Here is a 21,592-nt window from a genome sequence, read left to right as displayed (position 1 = left end):
TTCTATCTAACGATTGGAGTCGGGAATTACGAAACAAATGGCCTAACGATCGGCGCGATCAACCTTTCTTCAAAAGGAATGAATGTAGGTATTTTTAATAGAGATACAGAAGGATTCAATTTAGGAATCACCAACTTCCAGGAAGGCTTGTCATTCAGCATAGGGGCAATCAATATCGGATCGAGTAAAAGCATCGGACTCCAAATTGGAATTATAAACTATTGCCCCAACAATACGTTTCCTATTATGATCATGGCAAACTATTGTTCGAAACCGAAATCTGAAACACCATTTTCAACGCCGAAGACAGGACTTAAAACGGAAACGGGGCCGACAAATTAAACATTCTAAAAGTTTAATTTTAAAAAAACCAAAACGGACGTGTCGCACACTATTTTTTCCTCTCAGATAGAAAAAGTCGCGTCGAGTTCTTAATTCTTAACTTCGTTAAGAGTCAACGGAAACGCTCTGCTGCCTTTTGGCTGAAACGCCCTCTATAAATCGAATTTCAAGGCAACGATTGATAAATCTTCTCCGCGTATCGATCGGTCATACCGGCCACGTAGTCGCTGATGACTCGATGTAGGGATTCTTCCTCGATCCGTTCCTTATACGTGTCCGGAACTTTCTCAGGATGTTTTAAAAAATAATCAAATAAGGATTCTATGACTTTTTTACCGTAATCGCTCATACGAACCAAGTCTTCGTGGCGATAAAGTTTTTCGTACAAAAAAAATTTGAGCTCCCTGAATTTAGAATCGACTTTTTCCGAAAAAGAAGCGATTCGAATTCCCTGTTTCCATAAACGAATCAGATCTTCCGTGGACCTCACTTGGAATGTTTCCAACTGAAGGGAAATATTTTGGATCAGATCCGAGACCATAGAATTAGTCAACGTTCGAATCGCGGTTCGAACTAGAATTTTTTCACCTACATCCTTGTATTGTTCCTTGCATTCTTCGTAGACTTCTTTCCAAAAGGGATTTTCGGATAAATCACCGAGGTGCAAATAACCCATCTCCCAACCATCTTCAATATCGTGACTCGTATATGCGATTTCGTCCGAAAGGTCTGCGATCATTCCCTCTAAAGAAGGGCCGCTTTCTTTTCTTTCCAAAAGCATCATGGAAGGATCATACTCGGTACCGTGTTTCATCAAACCTTTCAAAGTTTCCCTACATAAGTTCAGCCCGGGAAAGTTTGGATATTTCTTTTCGATCGAAGTTACGATTCGAAGAGATTGTTTGTTGTGTTCAAAACCGCCATGATCTTTCATAAGACTAGATAAAATTTCTTGACCCGCATGACCGAAAGGAGTGTGGCCTAAGTCGTGAGCTAAAGCGATAGATTCGGAAAGATGAGAATTAAGCCCAAGTGCACTTGCAATCGTTCTGGAAAGACCGGCAACTTCGAGGGTATGTGTCATTCGGTTTCGATAATTTTCTCCGACGGAAAAGATAAACACTTGAGTTTTATATTGAAGACGTTTGAATGCACTGGAATGCAGAACCCTGTCTCTGTCCCTTTGAAACGGAAGACGGTAAGAATGTTCTTCTTCTTCGTAAAATCTTCCTCCATTGTTTGTACTGGAAATGGCGTAAGGAGCAAGTCCCGCGATTTCTTTTTGGATCAGGTCGTTTCTGGAAAAATACACGTTTTACAAAATTTCGGAACTTTACCTAAAAGTCTGCCCACTTTTTTTGTTTTGTTTACTGCTATTTTAAACGAGACGTTTTTTACTGTCCTGAAATCCTAAATTCACAAGGCATTTACTGAAGAAATGGAATTTTTAAATATTTTGGTTAATATCTTTTCGGAATACGGATACATTGCTGTCTTTTTAGCACTCATTCTTTGCGGTTTCGGACTTCCGGTTCCCGAAGACATTTCCTTGGTTTCCGGAGGAGTAATCGCAGGATTCGGTAAAGCGGACCCACATTTTATGTTTCTCATCGGAATGGCCGGTGTTCTCATCGGAGACAGCTCCGTCTTTTTAATCGGGAGAATTTACGGAGTACGTGTTCTTCAGATTCCAATGATTTCAAGGATTGTTACTCCCGAACGTTTTGCAAAGGTTCAGGATAAAATTTCTCGCTACGGAAACTGGGTCACTTTCATGGCTCGTTTTATGCCGGGCCTTAGAATGCCGATTTATCTCACGGCCGGAACCTCGGATCGAATTTCATTTTATCGTTTTGTAACCCTTGATTTTCTCGCCGCAATCATTTCGGTCCCGGTTTGGGTTTATTTGGGATATTTCGGAGCATATAATTTCGATACCCTGATGAATTGGGTTCACAATGGACAACTTCTGATTTTCGGAGTTTTGGGAACCGTGTTTTTATTTTTCGGAATCGCCTATTGGATCCGAAAGAAACGTTCTTAACCTAGAGAATTTCTTTACATCTTCCAGCCATCGGTTATTTTTTGACCAGTTTATGGACATTCTTGCGCAGCCAGTGCTCGTACTGAATGCCGGTTACGTTCCCATCGGGATTCGGTCGGTCAAAGATGCCCTGATTCTAATCATTCTTGAAAAAGCACAACTCATCAAGGATGATAAAAACTTTTTAATCCGTTCCGAAAAACTCAAATTCACCGCACCTAGAATCATACTTCTCCGGGACTATTACAGAGTTCCTCCCAGAAGGGATCGAGTTTCCAGGGAAAATATTTTTCAAAGAGATAACTATCATTGTGTCTATTGTAGAAAAAAATTTCCAAGTGCAAAGCTTACACTCGACCACGTAATTCCACGGAGTCGATGGGAACACGTTCCCAAAAAAGAAAGGCCGAAGGAATTCAATTCTTGGGAAAATCTGGTTGCCGCATGTAGACATTGCAACACTCGAAAAGGAAATAAACTTCTCGCCGAATTGAAATGGAACTTACCGGAAGAAAATCGAGTGACACCCAAGTTAAGATTTCCACTCTACTCAATATCGGACCAGCAGGTAGAAAAGTTCGGTTGGCGGGAGTATATTTCTTTTTGAAACGTTTTTATATTTCGCTTTTGCTTCCAGTATTTTCACTTTTACTCGGTTGTCCCCACTATTCCACAACACGTCTGATATCTACCCCGCCTACTTTGGTCAGTATCGTTCCGATTGCAAGCGGTTACGAACTTCGATTGCGAGCGGGAAATCCCGAACTTCTTTTCAGTGGATATCGATTGTATGTGGCAAATAGGGAAAATGATTCCAGATTTCCTGCAGATCTAAATTCGGGAGTCGATTGTGTGGACGGAATCTTGAATTTAATTCCGAATCAACCGCTGGAATATTCAATCGAACTCAGTCCGAACAGCGGACCTTTGGCTGCAATCGGGACCGGAGAAAATCCAAATCGAATTTGTAAGATGAACGTGACTCTCTCTTCAGGACAGTATCTAACTCTTCGTTCGCATGTATTGGTCGTCAGCATAACGAATGGAAACACGTCCGGTTTCGTTTTTTCAATGCCTTCTAATTCTCTTAAGGTGCCTTAAACCAAACTTCGATTTTCTGGAGTGTATCTTTCGCGTCCGGAATCCAGATGCTTTGAGGATGAGAGGAAATCAATTCTTCGAATCCCAATTTGGAAATTTCCAGGGAATGTCTGAGTTTTCGGAGAACCGGGTTCTCCTCTCCGTTTAAAAAAATAGGATTTCCTTCTGTGAGTTTATAGTATTCGTGGATCGCAGAATCATAGATTTCTCTGGCCCGTTTGTAAATCGTGTAATCGTCTTTGTGAAAATTTCTGGAAGGATCGGCAAATACATTCGCTTTTTTGAAAGTTTCTTGTCCCAAATAAGAATATAAAATATCTCTGTACTCGATCAATTTTTTGAATAGAGAATCGTTTGAAAATTCTCCCCTATCGGGATGATACTTTTTGGATAGGAAATAAAAACGTTCTTTCAGATCTTTTTCGTTAAACCCCGGTTCTAAACCTAGAAACTCCAGGGCTCTTTCTAACAAGCTCCCGTCTTCCAATAGTCTCGTCTGAAATGGCGCTTGAGTTGAATTTGAACTTGGACCTGATTTAATTCTTTCTGGTACTCTTTCAGAATTTTTTTCATTCTCTCTTCCACTTGAGAATGTAGAAATCTGGATTCTTCCATTTTTTGAAATAGAATTTCCGTAAGTTCGATCAATTCCAAAGTTTGAGGAACACCTTCCGCCATTTTTTCGATCTTAAGATCCACCGAACAAAGTTGGTCGATGATTTTTTCATTTGAGTCTTCGATTTTGGCCGCGCCTTCTCCGTCTCCGAACCCGAATATTTCCATTTGTCGCTTTTGATTGGTAATCAATTGTTCGAGCAAAAGAATCTTATCTCCGTAAAGGACGACAAGACTACGATTCAGATCGATTGAATTTGAATCCGACAATTGTTACCCCTGAATTGATAAACCGCGACTACCTTGGAATGGTGTAGGAACGACATTCGATTTTTCTTTTTTTTCTATTTCTTCCCAAGCCGATTTTAGGTCTTCCATATACTTGATGATTTCTTGGAGGATTTCGGAGTCCTTCTTCATATTTGCTTCCAAGAGACGTTTTTTGATATAAACGTAAATTCCGAGGAGGTTATTCGCCACTTCTCCACCTTGTTCCAAATTGAGAGCAAGCATAAGTTCCGTAATGATCTCTCCGGCTTTGAGGATATGGTTGTTGACCACATCGTATTTCCGAGGAGTATTATTCTCCAGAGCGATATTTAAAAAGCGAATCGCCCCGTCATAGAGCATAACGATGAGTTTGCCCTGGCTGACAGTCGAGATTTCGTTGGATTTATATTGTTCAACGGTCGCTGTGGATTTTCTGGCAAGTGACATGTATCTCTCCTGAAATACTTTTCGACAAAAACGGTTGCCTCCTTAATGCTGGACTTGAACATTCTTGCGGTTTCTCTGAAAACTTTCGGTAATCTTTTAAGAACCCGAAAACCTAAAAAAATCTCGTAGAAATATTAAAACTAAAATTTCCACAGATTTTTGCGTGAATTTTAATCTTTGAAAGGAAAAATCCACAGTTTATTGACCGAGTTAGAAAAATCCGCTTGGTGTTCCCGAAATCGTCTTTCTGAATCAATTTCCAGTTCGGGGGCGATTCTGATTTTACCCGGATAAAATTTTCTTGGCAAGCCCGTTTACAAAGCCTAAAAAAAAGATCGTATTCTTAACTTCCGGAAGAGGTTCCAATCTCAAGGCAGTTCTCCAAAGAATTAAAGTCGGAAAAATTCGGGGAGTTGGATCTGCATTGATTTGTGACAATCCGGATGCAAAAGCGCTGGAAGTTGCTCAGGAATTTAAACTCCCTTCTCATGTTTTTAATTTTGCTTCCTTTGTGGACAAATCCGAATATCATAAGAAACTTTTGAATTTCCTCATCGAGCTGGAACCCGACCTTATCGTAACCGCAGGTTATATGAAAATCCTGAAAAACCAGGTCATCCAAGCTTTTCCCAATCGTATCATCAATATCCACCCTTCTCTTTTACCGGCATTTCCAGGACTGAATGCCCAAAAACAGGCCTTTGAATACGGGGTTAAGATTGCCGGTTGCACTGCACATTTCGTGGACGAGGGAGTGGACTCCGGTCCCGTAATTCTTCAAGGAGTCGTGAAAATCGAAGAAGGAATGTCGGAAAGAGATTTGACTCTGGAGATTCTCAAAGAGGAACATAAAATCCTACCACTCGCGGTTCAATACTTTTGCGAGGATAGGCTTAAGATCCATAATAGAAAGGTAAGCATTGAGTAAGTAATGATACAAATTAAGAGAGCTCTTATTTCCGTTAGCGACAAATCCGATATAGTAGAATTTGCACAATTTCTAAATCAAAACGGCGTTGAAATCATCTCCACCGGCGGAACGTTAAAACTTTTAAAAGACAACGGGATCCAAGCAATCGCGATCGACGATTACACCGGTTTTCCGGAAATTTTAGAGGGAAGAGTCAAAACCCTCCACCCGAAAGTGCACGGAGGTTTGCTCGGAGTCGTTTCCAATCCAGCTCACAAACAGAAGATGGAAGAATTAAAAATTCCTAAAATAGATTTGGTAGTCGTAAACTTGTATCCGTTTTTAAAGACGGTTTCCAAACCGGGAGTTCAATTGGAGGAAGCAATCGAGAATATCGATATCGGTGGGCCTTCCATGATTCGAAGCGCGGCTAAGAATTATAAACACACTCTCGTTCTCACTGATCCGAGCGATTACGAGGAAGTACGAGTTTTGATTGCGTCCGGAGGAATTTCGGAAGAAGTGGCCGCGGGTTATATGAGAAAAGCATTCTCTCATACTGCGATGTATGATACCGCAATTTCATCCTGGTTCCACAAACAAGCCGGAGACGTTTTCCCGGATGTTCTCAATCTTTCCTTCTTAAAAAAACAAAAACTCAGATATGGGGAAAATCCCCATCAAGCCGCGTCTTTTTACGAACCCCTTTTTGTGAAGAGTGATTTTTCTCCTTTACAAGGAAAGGAACTGTCGTTTAACAATATGCTGGATTTCGATGCGGCGTTTCACATCTCTAGCCTACTTCCGGAAAACACGGTTTGTATCATCAAACATCTTAATCCTTGCGGGATTGCATATGCGGACGATCCTTTGGAAGCGTTTCAGCTTGCAAGAAGAACCGACCCGATTTCCGCATTCGGCGGAGTAATTGGAATCAAAGGAATCGTACATGGAGAGTTGGCTACGGCCATCACTGAAAACTTCGTAGAAGGTGTGATCGCTCAAAAGTTCGCCCCGGAGGCTCTGGAACTTTTTTCTAAAAAGCCGAATATCCGTCTGATTGAAATTGAAAACTTCAAAGAGGCGCTCGACGAATTGGATCTAAGACCGATCCATCACGGTTTGCTCATACAAGAGAGAGATTATACTACGATTACGGAAAAAGATCTAAAAGTAGTTACTAAAAAACAACCTACGTCCGATGATATTCGTGGTTTGATGTTTGCTTGGTCTTGTGTTCGTTTTATCAAATCCAATGCGATCGTCTATACGGAAGAAAATGCAACTCTTGGAATCGGCGCGGGGCAGATGTCTAGAGTTGACTCGGTGCAGTTAGGTGCTAACAAGGCGTTAAACGTCGGTTTATCCGTAGTTGGTTCCTATGTTGCAAGCGACGCATTCTTCCCGTTTAGAGACGGGATCGATGCTCTTGCAAAAGCCGGAGCGAAAGCGATCATCCAACCTGGCGGTTCGGTTCGAGATGCGGAAGTAATTCAAGCGGCGGACGAACACGGACTCATTATGGTCTTTACGGGGATGAGGCATTTCAGGCACTGATATGGAATTTTTACTTTATTTAATCTTCTTCGGAATCGTTTCGGGAGTACTTGTTCTCGCGGATTATTATTTTAAACTTCTGTTTCTTTCCGGAAGAGAATCCTTCGAAAGATTGGAGCTTGTGGATTGGATTCGAATTATTCCGGACGAACTTATCAAACTGTTGGAATTCAACGGAAGTCTTCAATACGGAGCAATCGCGTTCTTCGTCTCCGCCTTTATTTCTTATCTTTGGACTTTGCTCGGTGGAATCATCGGTGCGCCTCATTATTCCGACGCATTTGGGAACTATTTCTTTCTTTCGTTTTTGTTACCTGCAACTCTTTTGACGACCTACGGTGTTCTCGTGGAATTGGTTCTCAAAGACCTTCCCTCTACGAGTCCGAATCACTTTTTGGTTCGTTTTTTCGAACAGGAAATTCCTATTCTCAGTGGATCTGCGCTCTCTGTCATTTCTTCCAATCTCGCCGTATACGGACTTTTTCATGAGATTCCGTTCTTGTTCGTGCTACCAAACATATCAATCATCGCAGTTTTACTTGTTCTTCGTTGGAATGGAAAGGTAAAGTTCGGGGGAATTCAATTTTCAAATTCGAAAAATCGTTTTACTGAAGAAGATTCTGAATAGGTTTCTCCCGAAATTGCCGATAGAAAGAGCATGAGAATTTCTGTCCTTCTTTTTTCTTTGATTCTGGCTCCTGCGACACTTTTTGCACAACTTCCAGACGAAACGTTACCGGATCGAAGACAACCTACCAGCACACCAGGGCAAGTGGCCAATCTATTGGAAGGATTTGCGGAATCTTCTTGGGGTGAAAGTTACGCAAATATGCGTGAAAAATTCTTATCTCTTTCCACAAATCCTCAGAGTGACGAAAAGGTAGAAATCGTTTTCGAAGATAAGGAAAAAACTCTTCTCATTCGCAGAAACGGTATTTTCTATTCGTATCGTTTTTATTCCACTCCTAAGATCGTAACCGATTCCAGACCGAAAAATCAAAGACCGACTCCGACAGCGGAAAACAAATCCGAGTTGGAAGACGAAAATCATTCCGCACCTGGAATTTTATTTTCTGTGGGAGTTTTATTTCGGTATCTTCCCGGAAAAGACGTGCAACAAAAACTAGAACAGAAATACGGAAAACCTAAGAAAGAATCTCTAGCAGAGAATAAAATCGGAGGTGCGATTCTTTGGGAAAAAACGGATGAGAAACAATCTCCTCCCAAAGGGGGATACGTAGTTCAGTGGAAAGAAGCCTATAAAAAAATGCCTTTTACAAGAAGGGTGGATTACTTTAGTTCTTCGATCCGATTCCAGATCGAAAAGGAATACAAAGAATTTTTCAGCGCGGAAGAGATCAAAACTCTTCGCGACCTGATTCTTTAAAAAATCCGATGCGTTAAGGCATCGGAAATCCAAGTATATGATGTCACTGGCAGCAAAATTCTATTGACCCTACCGAACGACCCATCGGGAGTGAGGTACTGATTCGAAGAGCATTGTGTTACGTTTGGCTTGAGTAAAAATTAAATTGACCTTACCTTAGCTTTCCCCACATGCTCTAAGCATCCTATTTTTATGGAGCATGTCGGTGGAATTATATTTAGATACCGCAAATATAGACGAAATTAAAGAAATCGCATCCTACGGACTCGTAGACGGAGTGACTACTAATCCTTCGATTATCGCTAAGTCGGGAAGAAATTTTAGAGAAGTCATCAAAGAAATTTGTTCCATAGTTTCCGGTCCTGTGAGTGCGGAAGTTCTTTCTACAAAGTTCGATGGAATGATGAAAGAGGCCCTAGAGCTTGTGGAGATTGCCGAAAACGTAGTCATCAAAGTACCTTTGATTCCGGAGGGTCTTAAAACTGTTGTAGAACTCACCAAAAGAAATATTCCTACAAACGTAACTCTTTGTTTTTCCTCTTCTCAAGCCCTTCTGGCTGCGAAAGCAGGAGCCACTTATATTTCTCCGTTCATCGGAAGAGTCGACGATACAAGCTGGGACGGAATGGAACTGATCTCCGAAATTAGAGAAATCTATGACAACTACGGCTATGATACGAGAATTCTAGCGGCTTCCATTCGCGGGCCTATGCATCTAAAGGAATCCGCTTTGAGAGGAGCCGACTGTGCGACTATGCCTCATTCCGCATTTTTGCAACTTTTCAAACATCCATTAACCGATATCGGGCTCGAAAAGTTTTTGGAAGATTCCAAAAAGCTAAAATGGTAATCATTCGGAAAAATTCGCCTCAAATAAAAGCACCCTTCTGATCGATTTTCTCAAAATTTAAAAAGCCTTCCTGCATGTAAGAGGGCTTTTTTACTGAATCTTCTTAAATCCATAATAATCATCGATCATCAATTTCATCGATTCCAAAAAACACATAATCGATTGGTGAGAAGCGTCATAGAAAAGTTCACAGGAAGTCTGAGTATTCAAATCGACTGAAACGGCGGAATATCTCTTTGCAAGATCCTGAATTTTCGGCCACCAAGTTTTTTCCATTTCCAACTCGTAATAACGTTTTCGATACGTTTCGTAAACTTTCGGCCAAATAAGATAGACTTTTACATCGTTTTCTTTCGCCAACTTCAAAAACTGCTCTACAAAAAAGAACTGAGTCGGTCCAAGAATGAACGTAGAAAGATATAAATTTCGGATTCGCGCTGCATCCTTTTCCAACCGATCCGGATCGTTTAAGAAAGTGGTATAGGCAAATTGTTCTCCATGGTTCAAATTGAGAACCATATACTCAGTGTTAAATGCCGGATTGTATTCGGCCAATTTTTTTTCCTGAAGTCTTTTGAAGAATAATTTTAAATCCGGATTAACTCGTCTAACCACAAAAAGGCGATCTAAAAGCAGTTTCTTACGATCTTCGAACGAAATTTGATCCGCATACTTGAGTAGAAATTCGTCATCCGCTCCGTATTTTAAAAACGGATCGTAAAAAATTCCTTTGGTATCATCAAAACCTTCCGGGCTTACAACATAAAATACAAATTTAGGTTTTAATCCTTGGTTGATAATTTTTTCAAACCAATAGAAACCATAAGCGGGAACCGCTTGAGGGCCAGAAAAATTATATAATATCCAATCCTTTTGCAGTTTTTTGTCGATTCCCATCGCAGAATACGGATAAGCTCTGGAATCTCCAAAAGCAAGCGCCAAAGAACGTTCTTTTAAGTTCTTATCATGAATCAATTTTTCAAATAGGGATTTTCTTTGCGTGTAGTAAACCGTATTACCGGCTTGAATAAAATTCTTTTGAAAATATTCGAGAGTAAATATTTTATCCAAACAAAATATGAATACGAGAAATAGAATCGGATAATAGATATAAATTTTCTTCATAGATAAAACCAGTTAAAACCTAAAACCTTGAATAGAAAAAATCCGCGTTTCCCGCATTTGTTCCAATCATGATAAAAAGAACAATCAGGCCTAAAATCGGCAAAAATCTCGCTCTCCAGATTTCGGGAACCGAATATTTTTCAGGCCATTCTTCAGGTATATGAAATAAAAATACGAAAAGAAGCATATACATTCCCGTTTCGAATCCTATCAAAGGTTGTCCGTTTTGAAACGTCAAAATTCTTGCAATGGAAGACGTCGCGGAATTAAAATTTGGTGTAAAAAAGAAAGTCCAAGAAATCGAATATACGACAAGCACGAAAGCATAACGTATAACCGCTTTTACATAAGGAATTTCAGGAAGAATTCTCCAATTTCGCACTTCGAATAATCTTTCCAAAGATAAATAAATACCTGTGAGCAGGCCCCATATGAGAAAGTTCAAACTTGCCCCGTGCCAAAGTCCGCCTAACATGAAGGTTACGATAAGATTAATGGCCGTTCTAATTTCTCCCTTTTTCGATCCACCTAATGGAATATAAATATAGTCTCGAATCCAAAAGGAAAACGTTAGATGCCATCTACGCCAAAGATCTCCGAAGCTCCGGAAGAAAAACGGAGCCTTAAAATTCTCCGGTAGATCGAACCCCATTAACTTTCCGATCCCTCTCGCCATATCCGTAAGTCCCGAAAAGTCGAAATAAAGGTTGGCTGCAAAGAGGAAACAAGTCAGTAAAAGTGCGATTCCGGAATAATCTTTCGGAGATAGGAATACAGGCGCGATCAAGGGAAGAACCGCCGCAGATAATAATCCTTTTTTAACGAGACCTCGGACAAAAAGCCAAAGACCGTCGATCAATTTAGAAGGGGTCATTGTTGGATTTTCAAATTGATTCCGAACTTGATCGAATCGTAAAATCGGCCCTGCAATCATCACAGGAAAGAAAAAGATAAAAGAGAAAAATCCCGTGAGACTAACGTCCTTATCAAAACCTTCTCGTTTTGAATCCACCGCAAAAGAGATCAATTGGAACGTATAGTAACTGATCGTAGCGGGAAGGACGACTTCAAATCCCTCTAAATGGAACAAAGCCGAAAATTCCGCGTCAAGCGATGTCTTTTTTTGAAGGACCGGAATCGAAAATACAAAACCGATGAACTCCATGAGTAAATAAAAATATTTGAATAGACCCAAATTAAGGATATTGAGAATGACGATAGCCTTTACATACCAAGTCTTTTCGTACAGATATCGGTATAAGAACCAGTTGGCAAAAACGACCAGAATGAGATGAAATAAAAAATTAAGGCCAAATAGGGAATAAAAAAACGCGGATCCTAAGACCACGAGATACTTTCTACTCTTTCCCGGAATGTTCCAGTAGATCAGATAGAATGCCAAAAAAAATAAAAGAAACTCAATGCTGATAAAGTTCATTTCCAAATTCCCGTCTCAGTTAGAAGAAATTTACCTTCTTCTATGCCCAGTTTTTCCAGTTGTATCGAACCGATGCGTATTCTTTGCAGATCGATCACGCTCGCTCCAGATGCGTGGAACATTCTTCTGATTTGTCTTTTTTTGCCTTCTTCAAGAGTAACACGATATACACAATTCTTACCCGGAACGAGTTTAACCATTTTTGCACGCAGAATTTCTCCTGCATCCAAAATCCCTTTTTGAAAAGTGGCCTGAATCCACTTTTCTCCCGGATCGTGGTTTAAGGTCACGAGATATTCTTTTTCGGAACCGTTGGAAGGGTGTGAAATTTTTTGAGCTAATTCACCGTCGTTTGTCAAAATGAGGAGTCCTCTTGAATTGAGATCGAGTCGTCCGGCAATTTTAAAATTTTTATAAGTCAAAGGAAGAAGAGAAAAAACTGTCTTCTCGTGAAAACGATCTCCATGAGAACAAAGATATCCGACCGGTTTATTTAAAATTAGGATTCTTTTGGGTTTTCTTGTCGGTTCTACAACATTTCCTAAATAAGAAACCACGTCACTCCCAGGTTTGATTTTGGTTCCCAAATCAGTCACTCGTTTACCGTTGATTGTAATTTGGCCCCTGAGAATCAGTTCTTCTGTTTTTCTACGAGAACCTAAACCACAATCCGCGAGAAATCGATTCAGTCGAATTTCATCTCGGGCGTTTGAATCGTTTTTGGATTGCATGAATTCTTCCATTTCGAAAAGACTCAAAAAATCTTCTATCTAAAACTTTCATTGACCCGAACTCTCTCTCATACGAAAATAGAAGTAGAAACTCTGTGCTCATTCGAAACATATGATAAATCCGCTTAAAAAGAAACCTCGCACTCATTTTCTCCAAGAAGCCCCTGAAAAACCGGATTGGCTCAAAGTAAAACTTACTTTTCCCGACCCAAAAAACAATCCAGTTGCCATAGTTCGGAATTCTCTGGAGAAAAAAAAACTCAACACTGTCTGCGAAAGTGCTTCTTGTCCGAATCTAAACCATTGCTGGTCCAGAAAGACGGCGACCTATATGCTCGGAGGAGATATTTGTACGAGACGTTGCTCTTATTGTGATGTTGCTTCCGGTAAGCCCTCCGCTTTGGATCGGGACGAACCCAAACGAGTAGCCGAATCAGCAATCGCTCTTGGCTTAAAACACGTGGTAATTACCGCCGTGAATCGAGACGATTTAGAAGATGGTGGTGCGGCCCACTTTGCGGAAACGGTGGAAGCAGTAAGAGAAGAACTTCCGGATTGTAAGATCGAGCTGTTAGTACCGGATTTTAAGGTTCGACCAGAATCTTTGGAAATTATTTTTCAGTGTAAACCGGATATTTTCAATCACAACGTGGAAACCATAAAACGCTTATTTCCCGAAGTTGCCCCTCAGAAAAAATATGAACGTTCTCTCGACGTTCTAAAAATCGCCTCCGAAAAAGGGTTTCTTACAAAGAGTGGATTGATTTTAGGAATGGGTGAAACCGTGGAAGAAGTGAAGGAATGTATGAGAGATTTAATCGGGGTCGGAGTCTCCTTGCTGACACTCGGACAATACCTTCAACCGACACCGACTCATCTTCCCGTTAAAAAGTATGTTCTTCCGGAGGTGTTTCAAGAATTGAGAATTTACGGTAAGTCTATCGGATTCAAAGGAGTTTTTTCGGGTCCTCTAGTCAGAAGTTCTTATCACGCAGATGAGCAAGTCTCATGGAATCCCTAAAAAACTTTGGTCCGTCTCCCGAAGAGATTAAGAAACTTATCTATCATTCTATGATTCAATTTCTTTCTAATCAAGAAGGTCCTGTCAGTAGATTCGAAGTTAAAAATCTTTTGGAAAAAACGATCAACTTGATCCCGAACTTAGACGCGCATTGGGCAGAAATCAATCGATTCGGTAGGAATAAGATGGTTCTTCATTGGAAAGAGCAAGTTATGCTCATCGATATGGAAGAAATTTTGGAATCGATTTATTCGCTCTGGAATCAAAGATTCGATTTTTGAAAAGATGTTTACGATTCTACTCGCCTGATAGATGTCAGGTTTTTAGGGATCAGTGGTTTGTGTATGTCGTAAAGTCCTAAAATCAGGTTTACAGAAGTCATGCTGCTTGATGAACAAAATGAGGAATTAAAAAACCTAAATGCTGATGAAGCCGAACGTTTGCAATAAAATGAAAAACCCAGGTCTTTGCCTGGGTTTTTTCCACCTGATTTCAGGTTCAATCTCTGTTATCAAAATTTAGCTTTCGTTTGGAAGTCGTAAATCACTTCTTGAACATCCGCTTGATTGATCTTCTTAATACCTTGCTCGGTATGAACGATCATCGTAGATCCTTGTTGATCCACAATTGCACCGATCATAGAAGATCCGTCAGTCATGATAATCTTTTCGATTCTTTCGTAATAGTTTACGATATCCTTACTGGATTTCAGTTCTTTGGGAGCGGAAACTAGGATTTGCTTGAATTTCTTAACTTCTTCTTCCTGGCGAGTTGCTATTTCACTTTCTAGTTTTTTTCTCTCGGCTTCTAGAGAAGCGGCTTTCTGCTCGTCAACCTTTCCGGACGATTCCTCATTAATACGAACCATTTTTTCCGTAGTCTCTTTGTCTACGGTTACAATTGTTCGAATCTCCTCTTCTTCTTTTTTAGAGATTCCCGAACTGTCCAATTTTTTCACAACAGCGGCGATATTCTTTTCACTGATTTTAGAGGAATCTTTTGCCTCCAGAGACTTATCATCAGCCTTCAAAACGGAAGCTTGATTTTTCTCCAGAACAACTTCCGAAGATACAACACTTTGTTGGATCTTTTTTAGATTTTCATTCTTTGCGATTTCTTCTTCGCTCAAACCTTCCAGAATCGCAATTCGAGGAGCTACTGCAACCGCACCGTCTAAAACTTTTACGACCGCTTTGTCAGATTTAGATCTGTCTACGATGAAGGAAGTTCCTCGAACACCAGCGATTGCGGTTGGAGTGACCACAGAAAATTGATCTTCTTTGGAGGCCTTGTTGACTTTTGCAAAGACTTTCCCGGAAACAAGTGCGAGTCTTGTGTCGGAATTACCTTTTGAATTTATTGTAAGAGCATCAAAGTCAATTACGGAATTTTCGGAAATTCGAACCGCAGATCCGTCTGCAAATTGAATATCGACTTTGGATTTATCTTTCGTACTGACTTTATCTCCAGTTTTTAGACTAGCACCCAATGTGGCTTTCTCTTCCGTTAGATCAGTGTGAAGAATTTTAGCTTCTCCTACACTGAACACAACAACAGCCGATGGACTGTTTTCTTTACCAATAGCGGCTGACTTAGAACTTTCAGGTTTCTTACAAGCGTTGAACACCAAAACTCCGGTGGTCAATACGATTGAGGAAACGATTAAGAGCTTCTTCATACATTTTCCTTAAGATTGGATTGATAACAGGACTGCGGTGGTAAACAGCCTCTATCTATTATTTCTCAACAAACAATAGAATCTTTTTTTTCAAATCTTTCAATTTTTTTTTGCTTAAACGAAAACATTTCTAGGCCAAAATCGGTAAAATAAACTTCTCCATCTGTATGCTAAATTTGAAACGAAACTCGTATATGAAGATTTTAGTAACAAATAAAAAATTCGGGTTTTTAAGGCACGAAATTAGTAAAAAGATCTCGAATTGAGCTATTCATCATACAGATCTACTCATTTAGGCGGTTTTTTTCTTCTCTACGCAGATTGCATGTTAATAAAACGCCTTTAGAGTATTCAAGAATCGATTTTTTTGGGTAGTCAGAGACTACCCAAAATTTTTCCTAAAACGATGAAATCCCTCTTTTTATATTTCGACCGTAATTCCCTTTTCCTTCGGATTCATCCTAGTTTTACGTCGGTTCGATTTACACTGGTTTCGGAGATGATCGAACTCTTACGGAAATCTGAATAGAATCGAAATCATTTCGTTGAATCCCGAACTTAAAGAACGAGTTTGTCGAAAATCCAAAGCGGAATTCATGCGACCCCGTTCAATAGAAAATCTGTGTCCAAAAACAGTTCCGAATCGAATTAACAATCCAGCATAGAACAAGAATTTGTTTCAAAACCTCAAAATATGGGAATCTCTCATAAGAGTGTTCCAATAATAAAGTCTATTCGAGAATCCATAGAAACCGTAATTTGTAGGAACTCATACGTTTTATTATGAATTTACCAAATGGTTATAAACTGGTTTCTTTTAGGATTTTAGGATAGATTCTCAGTATTTTTTCGAGTCGGTCATTTTAAGTTTATCCCAAGTTGTAAAAGATTTGGTTTCTCATATTTTTAAAAAGATGATTTCTTTTTTAAATTTCTTCTTAAAATCGGATCCGTTTTCCGAAAAAAACTGCGTGTCATTTCAGTTCCTTTGGAGACATTGTCTTTATCAAGATGGAAGCCACAGATTCAATCCGCCAAAATTCTACCATTCCACTTCTGGAAGAAATGGAAAGGAAATACAAATTCATTCCTATGGAGGCCATCGTCAAACAAGATATCCTCAGACAAGGAATCCATTTTCTTAAAGAAGCCTTTGATGTAACAGGAAAATACAAAACCAAAGATTATTTCATATTCTCCTTTGATCATATTCCATTTTCAGAATTAGGAGAAGGTACAGACGTCAAAGCTCCCGAAGAGATAAAAGTTTCTAATGGTCATTTCAGTCTTCTTCCTACGGTAATTTCCACACGGAACAACCCAAATTCTCCCTACAAAGTCAAAAAGTCTCCGGATGGGAATCCTTCCCTCTATCTTGGTGAAACGTTTTTAGGGGATGTTGAGTTTCCACCTCTTCCCGCTTGGTATCGTCACAGAACAAAAAACGGAAAACTTCCCGGTGAGATTGCACCCGTAATTGAATGGGGATATTTGATCTATCTTACTGTTTTTAGAAACTGTCAGTATTTTGGAAAAGAAGAGGAATGTGCATATTGTGATATCAATCATAACTATCGCCAACAGAAAAATGCAGGGCGTCCCTACACCGGTATAAAAGATATCGAGGATATCTTGGAAGTTTTATCCTGGATCGATGCAGAAGATCAAACCGCGAAGGTTTATACGATTACCGGCGGAAGTGTAATCACATCCTTAAGGAAAAAAAATGAAATCGATTTTTATTTGGATTACGCGCGGGCAATTGAATCTAAATTTCCGGGAAGATGGATGGGTAAGATCGTCTCTCAGGCTTGGGAAATAGAAGATTGTAGGAAATTCAAAAATGCGGGCATTCAGGTTTATCATCCGAATTATGAAGTTTGGGATAAGAATTTATTTCAAAAAATCTGTCCCGGTAAAGAAGCCTACATTGGGAGAGACAACTGGATTCGAAGAGTCGTGGATTCCGCGGAAGTTTTCGGTCCTTCTTGTGTAATTCCAAATTTTGTGGGCGGAGTAGAACTTTCCAAACCGTACGGATTTGCAACTGTTAGGGAAGCAATTGCTTCCACAGAGGAAGGTCTGGATTTCTTTATGTCAAAAGGAATCATGCCGCGATTTACTGCCTGGTGTCCTGAACCTTATACAACTCTTGGAACACAAGCGGGTCCTCCTTTGGAATATTTCTGTGAGCTCTTGACTGTATGGAAAGCTACATTCGAAAAATATAATTTACCGGTTCCTCCCGGTTATGGTGAACCAGGTCCGGGTAAAGCTGTTTTTTCCGTTTCCGCTTTTATGGATGTGATTGGTTATCAGCAAAGAAGCTAAAACGGCGCTTGCTTTCATTATCATCTATGTACGTACATTTTACTTGTTCTTCTATAACATTTTTTTGATATTGGGTTGATCGGAGTCCGTCTCAAATCCTGTCGAGCGACCATAGAAGCGAGACACTGAGTTTCTTCGAGCGACCATAGAAGCGAGACGGCTTGAGTTTAACAAAAATGTAGGAGCTATTACAATCTTAAATGACAGGAGAAAACCGCCAATGTAACGGTTTCTGTGGGAACTCCCACATTCAGAGGACTGATGACAGTGCACGCAATGCCGCTCCTACAGAAGACAGTTTTGAGACGAGTTCTTTATATTCCCAAAGTAAAAGTAATTTTCCAGTTCGTAGCGGAGTCTTGCGTGTGACTTGGTTGTTTAAAACAGTCTAAGTGAAGAATATAGCTGTAAAAATGCGGGCATTTCTCCCGAATATCTACGATACAGTTCTCCTAACCACAGAAGATAATTGAAAAGATAGTAGCGGGACACGCCGTAGACCTATAGCAAAAGTTCCAAAAGGAGTCCAGTTTGCAGATCACCCGAACGTCGACTCGTTTCATATTTCATTTTCCCAAACTGGTCTAAGGTTCCCCTTCCAGCTTTTTACCGAAACGTCTTGAGGCAGAAAGAAACTCCCCGTATGTTTTCAAGAACTGAAGATTTTTTTTGGAAAAAGTTTCCAATCTTTGCGGAAAACCGAAATTAGGTATTTTTTGGAACGACCTTCTTGAAAAATTGAACTGATTTCTCGGCTGAGCATCTCATATCGAATGCGATTTTTGGAAAGAATAAAAGAATAAGGCGGTCGGTATAGATTCTCTTATGAAAAGAGAAAAAAATTTCAGACAAAATATAAAACATTCATAAATTTGAATGTTTTTTTCAACTGCACAAGGACGTTTTTTTAAAATTTCCATTTAGTAGGTTTCCCAAAATTGTGAAATCTACTCGGAGAAATATGAAGTAGGTTGTGCTTAGATCCCCTATTTTCGTAGTAGTAAGGATTATTTCGATAGTGGTATGGATAAGGCTGACTTTGGTAACCGTAATCCTTGTTATATTGATCACAATGTTGAGAATATGTTGGGTTTATAATGCGACAGTCATCGTAATATCTATATAGTCCTGAATAACAGTTCAGAGATAAAAGATGTCCCGTTCCCAATAATCCCAAATAGAAAAGGAATTTCATTTTCATGGAATGGCCTCTTTAGACATTAGACGTTCTATCGGTAGGTATAAATTTATCAAACTTAAACAAAACAGTGTCTTATAAACTTGAAAGCGTTGGGTTAGATGCAAGAACTTACTATCGTCCGCGAAAACTACTATATTTTGCGAAAGATTCTAAGTTTTGACGCGACTCTTAACGAAAATCACTCGCAGGAAATTTCTCTAATAAAATAATCTTCTAAAACGAAACGATTGCGTTTATGGAAAAAAGAAATCTTCTTAATACAAAGGAAAAATTTTGAAATCTCGTATATGCCAGAACTACTTAAAGATTTATATTCAAAAAATGTATTAGAAAAAATTGCGATTTCCTTCTCGAAAGAACTTCCTGAAATTTCTCAGAAAGAATGGGTTCAAAAATTCAAACAAAAAGATTGGGAAAAGCTCGAACTCAAACAAAGGATTCGAAGGATCGGGGAAATTTTAGCAGCAACTTTACCAAAACCTTTTCCAAAAGCTCTGGGATCTTTGCTTAAAATTACGGATTCATTTGAGGAATCTTTTGCGGGAAAGGAGATTTTTCTTACGACCTTTTTGGGAGACGTAGTTGAGATACTTGGGATGGATTATCCAAAAGAGTCGATGCAAGCAATCGAAAGAATTACAAAGCTGATCTCTTGTGAATTTTCGATTCGTCCTTTTTTAATTCGGCACCCGGTGCTCGTCTGGAAACAAATGTTGGAATGGTCTTCCCATAAGCACCCGAGCGTTCGTAGGTTATCCTCTGAAGGAAGTAGACCTAGACTCCCCTGGGGAATAGGAATTCCAGGTTTAAAACAAAATCCTCAAAAAACTTTCCCGATACTTGAAAATCTGAAAGACGATGAAGATGATGTAGTTCGAAGAAGTGTAGCAAATCACTTAAACGATATTTCCAAAGATCATCCGAATTTAGTTTTAGAAATCGCACAAAAATGGATTGGATTTTCGAAAGAAAGAGACGCACTTTTAAAACACGCGTTACGCGGTCTTCTAAAGGCAGGGAATCCCAAAGCGCTTAAAATTTTCGGCTTTGGTTCAAATGTAAAAGCGAAAATTTCAAGTCTAAAATTAAAATCAAAAGTTGTTAAAGTCGGTGAAAATCTTTCTTTCGGCTTTACCGTTCAATCGGAAGAATTAAAACAAACACGTTTTCGAATCGAGTATAAAATTCAATATGCAAAAGCTTCCGGAAAAACTTCCAAAAAAGTTTTCCAAGTGGAGGAAAGATTTTTCCTTCCAAAGGAATCGATTTCCTATAAAAAGAAACAATCCTTTAAACAGATGACGACTAGAATTCATATCCCAGGAAAACATACTTTGGAAATACATATCAACGGAAGTTTGAAATCCAAAGTCGATTTTCAAGTTGTTTCCTGATCTCATAAGGAAACAACTTCAAACGATACTATCGTTTTGTAGTCGTACATGAAAAAGTAATGAAAAGTCAATTTAAAACGAGAAAGGATGAAAATGGATAAGATTTAAAAGATGAAATTGACGTCTTCTGGTTATAGCCGTTTCCTTTGTAAACCTAAGAGCCCCGTCTCAAATCCTGTCGAGCGACCATAGAAACGAGACAGCTTGAATTTAACAAAAATGTAGGAGCTATTACAATTTTAAATGACAGCAGAAAACCGCCAATGCAACGGTTTCTGTGGGAACTCTCACATTCAGAATATTGATGACAGTGTCGGGTAAGGCTGTTCCAACAAAAGACAGTTTTGAAATGGGCTCTAAATCTCCACATAAATTGAAGTATCATCGTGATACTTTTCCCAAAACGAAGGAATTCCCGTAGATTAACAGTTTTCTATATCGAATTCACGTTTAGTTCAACTTGAAGAAGAGGATTTTTCCACCCTTCTCCACTGATTGGCCCATGCCGCGAACGAATTTTGATTTCTGGATTGAATATATAATTTCCCGGTACCGGAAAACACCGCCACCAAACCTTCTCCACTGAGGAAAAGGGATTTAAGCCCTCCTACCTTTTGAATCGTATAATTCAATGATCCTTCAAAACCAACTATATGACCTGTATCCACGATATACTGACCGTTCATGTCGATTGTATGAATCGCACCAAAACTCGAGAAGAAAAGATCCCCAATTCCGCTTACTTTTAAGAAAAACAAACCTTCGCCGGAAAAAAAACCTTTGAATCCTCCCCATTTGCTGTCGATCAAAAGGGATTCGGAACCGGCAACATAAGCTCCTCGACTAAGAATCAGATCCTCTCCGTTCATCTTACGGTGTTCTATATCGCCTTGAGTAGCACTCGTTAGGAAAATCATTCCCTTTCCATTTTCCGCTTTGAACGTGTTTTGGAAAAAAGATTCCCCACTCAAGAGAGCACGTTTTGCAGAAGCCCAAATTCCACCCTCTGCTTTTGTAACCATCTTTATCGTTGGACTCATCGCTACCATTGCACCGGATTCGGCTCGGATGGACTCTCCATCTTCTAATTGAACTTGAACAATTGGAAAATCAGGTTTTAATAATATTTCATGTTTCACGATTCATTCTT

The 21,592-nt window shown here is 39.6% G+C and carries 22 protein-coding genes; 13 read left to right on the top strand and 9 right to left on the bottom strand.

Annotated features, from left to right (window positions below; genetic code table 11):
• On the top strand, positions 1-342 hold a 342-nt coding region (locus CLV95_RS07895; protein WP_423790205.1), incomplete at its 5' end, for an LA_2272 family surface repeat-containing protein.
• 166 nt (positions 343-508) lie between these two features.
• On the opposite strand, the gene CLV95_RS07890 is transcribed toward CLV95_RS07895, so the two are convergent.
• Positions 509-1,654: a deoxyguanosinetriphosphate triphosphohydrolase gene (locus CLV95_RS07890; protein WP_002735776.1), complete on the bottom strand. Its 1,146-nt coding sequence runs from the start codon at positions 1,652-1,654 to the stop codon at positions 509-511.
• A 126-nt stretch (positions 1,655-1,780) separates the two neighbouring features.
• On the opposite strand from CLV95_RS07890, the gene CLV95_RS07885 reads away from it, so the two are divergent.
• Genes CLV95_RS07885 through CLV95_RS07875 form a run of 3 tightly spaced genes read left to right on the top strand, consistent with a single transcriptional unit; the run spans position 1,781 to position 3,487 of the window.
• Positions 1,781-2,386, top strand: coding sequence for a DedA family protein (locus CLV95_RS07885; RefSeq protein ID WP_002723054.1), 606 nt, complete (start codon positions 1,781-1,783; stop codon positions 2,384-2,386).
• A gap of 52 nt (positions 2,387-2,438) precedes the next feature.
• Complete coding sequence (locus tag CLV95_RS07880; protein ID WP_002729952.1) at positions 2,439-2,993, top strand: HNH endonuclease; 555 nt, start codon at positions 2,439-2,441, stop codon at positions 2,991-2,993.
• Positions 2,990-3,487, top strand: a complete 498-nt coding sequence (locus CLV95_RS07875) for an LIC11661 family lipoprotein (protein ID WP_026054133.1) — start codon at positions 2,990-2,992, stop codon at positions 3,485-3,487. The genes CLV95_RS07880 and CLV95_RS07875 overlap by 4 nt, the downstream gene beginning before the upstream one ends.
• Here the strand turns inward: CLV95_RS07875 and CLV95_RS07870 are convergent.
• The 3 genes from CLV95_RS07870 to fliS are packed head-to-tail and all read right to left on the bottom strand — an operon-like array spanning position 3,474 to position 4,819.
• A complete protein-coding gene (locus CLV95_RS07870) occupies positions 3,474-3,959 on the bottom strand; it encodes a J domain-containing protein (RefSeq protein WP_016561409.1) in 486 nt (161 codons plus the stop codon). The genes CLV95_RS07875 and CLV95_RS07870 overlap by 14 nt on opposite strands.
• Complete coding sequence (locus CLV95_RS07865) at positions 3,953-4,372, bottom strand: hypothetical protein (RefSeq protein WP_002735694.1); 420 nt, start codon at positions 4,370-4,372, stop codon at positions 3,953-3,955. Before CLV95_RS07865 ends, CLV95_RS07870 begins: the two co-directional genes overlap by 7 nt.
• A gap of 3 nt (positions 4,373-4,375) precedes the next feature.
• The gene (gene fliS, locus CLV95_RS07860; protein ID WP_002723073.1) at positions 4,376-4,819 is read right to left on the bottom strand and encodes a flagellar export chaperone FliS; all 444 of its coding nucleotides are present in this window, start codon (positions 4,817-4,819) and stop codon (positions 4,376-4,378) included.
• 301 nt (positions 4,820-5,120) lie between these two features.
• Here fliS and purN point away from each other — a divergent pair, with 301 nt between their 5' ends.
• From purN to fsa, 5 genes are all read left to right on the top strand, one after another.
• The gene (purN, locus tag CLV95_RS07855) at positions 5,121-5,747 is read left to right on the top strand and encodes a phosphoribosylglycinamide formyltransferase (RefSeq protein ID WP_002723079.1); all 627 of its coding nucleotides are present in this window, start codon (positions 5,121-5,123) and stop codon (positions 5,745-5,747) included.
• A gap of 3 nt (positions 5,748-5,750) precedes the next feature.
• Positions 5,751-7,286 carry a bifunctional phosphoribosylaminoimidazolecarboxamide formyltransferase/IMP cyclohydrolase gene (gene purH / locus CLV95_RS07850; RefSeq protein WP_002723101.1) on the top strand — a complete coding sequence of 512 codons (1,536 nt, stop codon included), beginning with the start codon at positions 5,751-5,753 and terminating at the stop codon, positions 7,284-7,286.
• A gap of 1 nt (position 7,287) precedes the next feature.
• A complete protein-coding gene (locus CLV95_RS07845; RefSeq protein WP_002723069.1) occupies positions 7,288-7,914 on the top strand; it encodes a hypothetical protein in 627 nt (208 codons plus the stop codon).
• Between the two features lie 30 nt (positions 7,915-7,944).
• A complete protein-coding gene (locus CLV95_RS07840; RefSeq protein WP_002735796.1) occupies positions 7,945-8,673 on the top strand; it encodes a hypothetical protein in 729 nt (242 codons plus the stop codon).
• A 205-nt stretch (positions 8,674-8,878) separates the two neighbouring features.
• The gene (gene fsa, locus CLV95_RS07835; protein ID WP_002633037.1) at positions 8,879-9,523 is read left to right on the top strand and encodes a fructose-6-phosphate aldolase; all 645 of its coding nucleotides are present in this window, start codon (positions 8,879-8,881) and stop codon (positions 9,521-9,523) included.
• A gap of 90 nt (positions 9,524-9,613) precedes the next feature.
• On the opposite strand, the gene CLV95_RS07830 is transcribed toward fsa, so the two are convergent.
• The 3 genes from CLV95_RS07830 to CLV95_RS07820 are packed head-to-tail and all read right to left on the bottom strand — an operon-like array spanning position 9,614 to position 12,844.
• A complete protein-coding gene (locus CLV95_RS07830) occupies positions 9,614-10,648 on the bottom strand; it encodes a DUF1574 domain-containing protein (protein ID WP_002723048.1) in 1,035 nt (344 codons plus the stop codon).
• Between the two features lie 19 nt (positions 10,649-10,667).
• Positions 10,668-12,086, bottom strand: a complete 1,419-nt coding sequence (locus tag CLV95_RS07825) for an MBOAT family O-acyltransferase (RefSeq protein ID WP_002735762.1) — start codon at positions 12,084-12,086, stop codon at positions 10,668-10,670.
• Entirely contained in the window at positions 12,083-12,844 is a 762-nt protein-coding gene (locus CLV95_RS07820) for a pseudouridine synthase (protein ID WP_016749553.1), read from the bottom strand. Before CLV95_RS07820 ends, CLV95_RS07825 begins: the two co-directional genes overlap by 4 nt.
• A gap of 88 nt (positions 12,845-12,932) precedes the next feature.
• Between CLV95_RS07820 and lipA the strand changes: the two genes are divergently transcribed.
• Both lipA and CLV95_RS07810 read left to right on the top strand, forming a co-directional pair.
• Positions 12,933-13,838 carry a lipoyl synthase gene (gene lipA / locus CLV95_RS07815; protein WP_026054134.1) on the top strand — a complete coding sequence of 302 codons (906 nt, stop codon included), beginning with the start codon at positions 12,933-12,935 and terminating at the stop codon, positions 13,836-13,838.
• The gene (locus CLV95_RS07810; RefSeq protein ID WP_002723077.1) at positions 13,826-14,119 is read left to right on the top strand and encodes a hypothetical protein; all 294 of its coding nucleotides are present in this window, start codon (positions 13,826-13,828) and stop codon (positions 14,117-14,119) included. The genes lipA and CLV95_RS07810 overlap by 13 nt, the downstream gene beginning before the upstream one ends.
• Before the next feature lie 230 nt (positions 14,120-14,349).
• Here the strand turns inward: CLV95_RS07810 and CLV95_RS07805 are convergent, their stop codons facing one another.
• A complete protein-coding gene (locus CLV95_RS07805; protein WP_002735889.1) occupies positions 14,350-15,516 on the bottom strand; it encodes a lipoprotein LipL45 in 1,167 nt (388 codons plus the stop codon).
• A gap of 1,011 nt (positions 15,517-16,527) precedes the next feature.
• Here CLV95_RS07805 and CLV95_RS07795 point away from each other — a divergent pair.
• Positions 16,528-17,847, top strand: a complete 1,320-nt coding sequence (locus tag CLV95_RS07795; protein ID WP_002723067.1) for a radical SAM protein — start codon at positions 16,528-16,530, stop codon at positions 17,845-17,847.
• A gap of 1,488 nt (positions 17,848-19,335) precedes the next feature.
• Entirely contained in the window at positions 19,336-20,442 is a 1,107-nt protein-coding gene (locus tag CLV95_RS07775) for a DNA alkylation repair protein (protein ID WP_016762677.1), read from the top strand.
• Positions 20,443-20,897: 455 nt separating this feature from the next.
• Here the strand turns inward: CLV95_RS07775 and CLV95_RS07765 are convergent, their stop codons facing one another.
• Positions 20,898-21,581, bottom strand: a complete 684-nt coding sequence (locus CLV95_RS07765) for a TIGR00266 family protein (RefSeq protein WP_002723097.1) — start codon at positions 21,579-21,581, stop codon at positions 20,898-20,900.
• Between the last annotated feature and the right edge of the window lie 11 nt (positions 21,582-21,592).

This window comes from Leptospira borgpetersenii serovar Javanica (assembly GCF_003046425.1).
Lineage (GTDB): Bacteria > Spirochaetota > Leptospiria > Leptospirales > Leptospiraceae > Leptospira > Leptospira borgpetersenii.
Note: the sequence above shows the minus strand (reverse complement) of the source record. Positions and strands in the feature narration are given on the sequence as shown.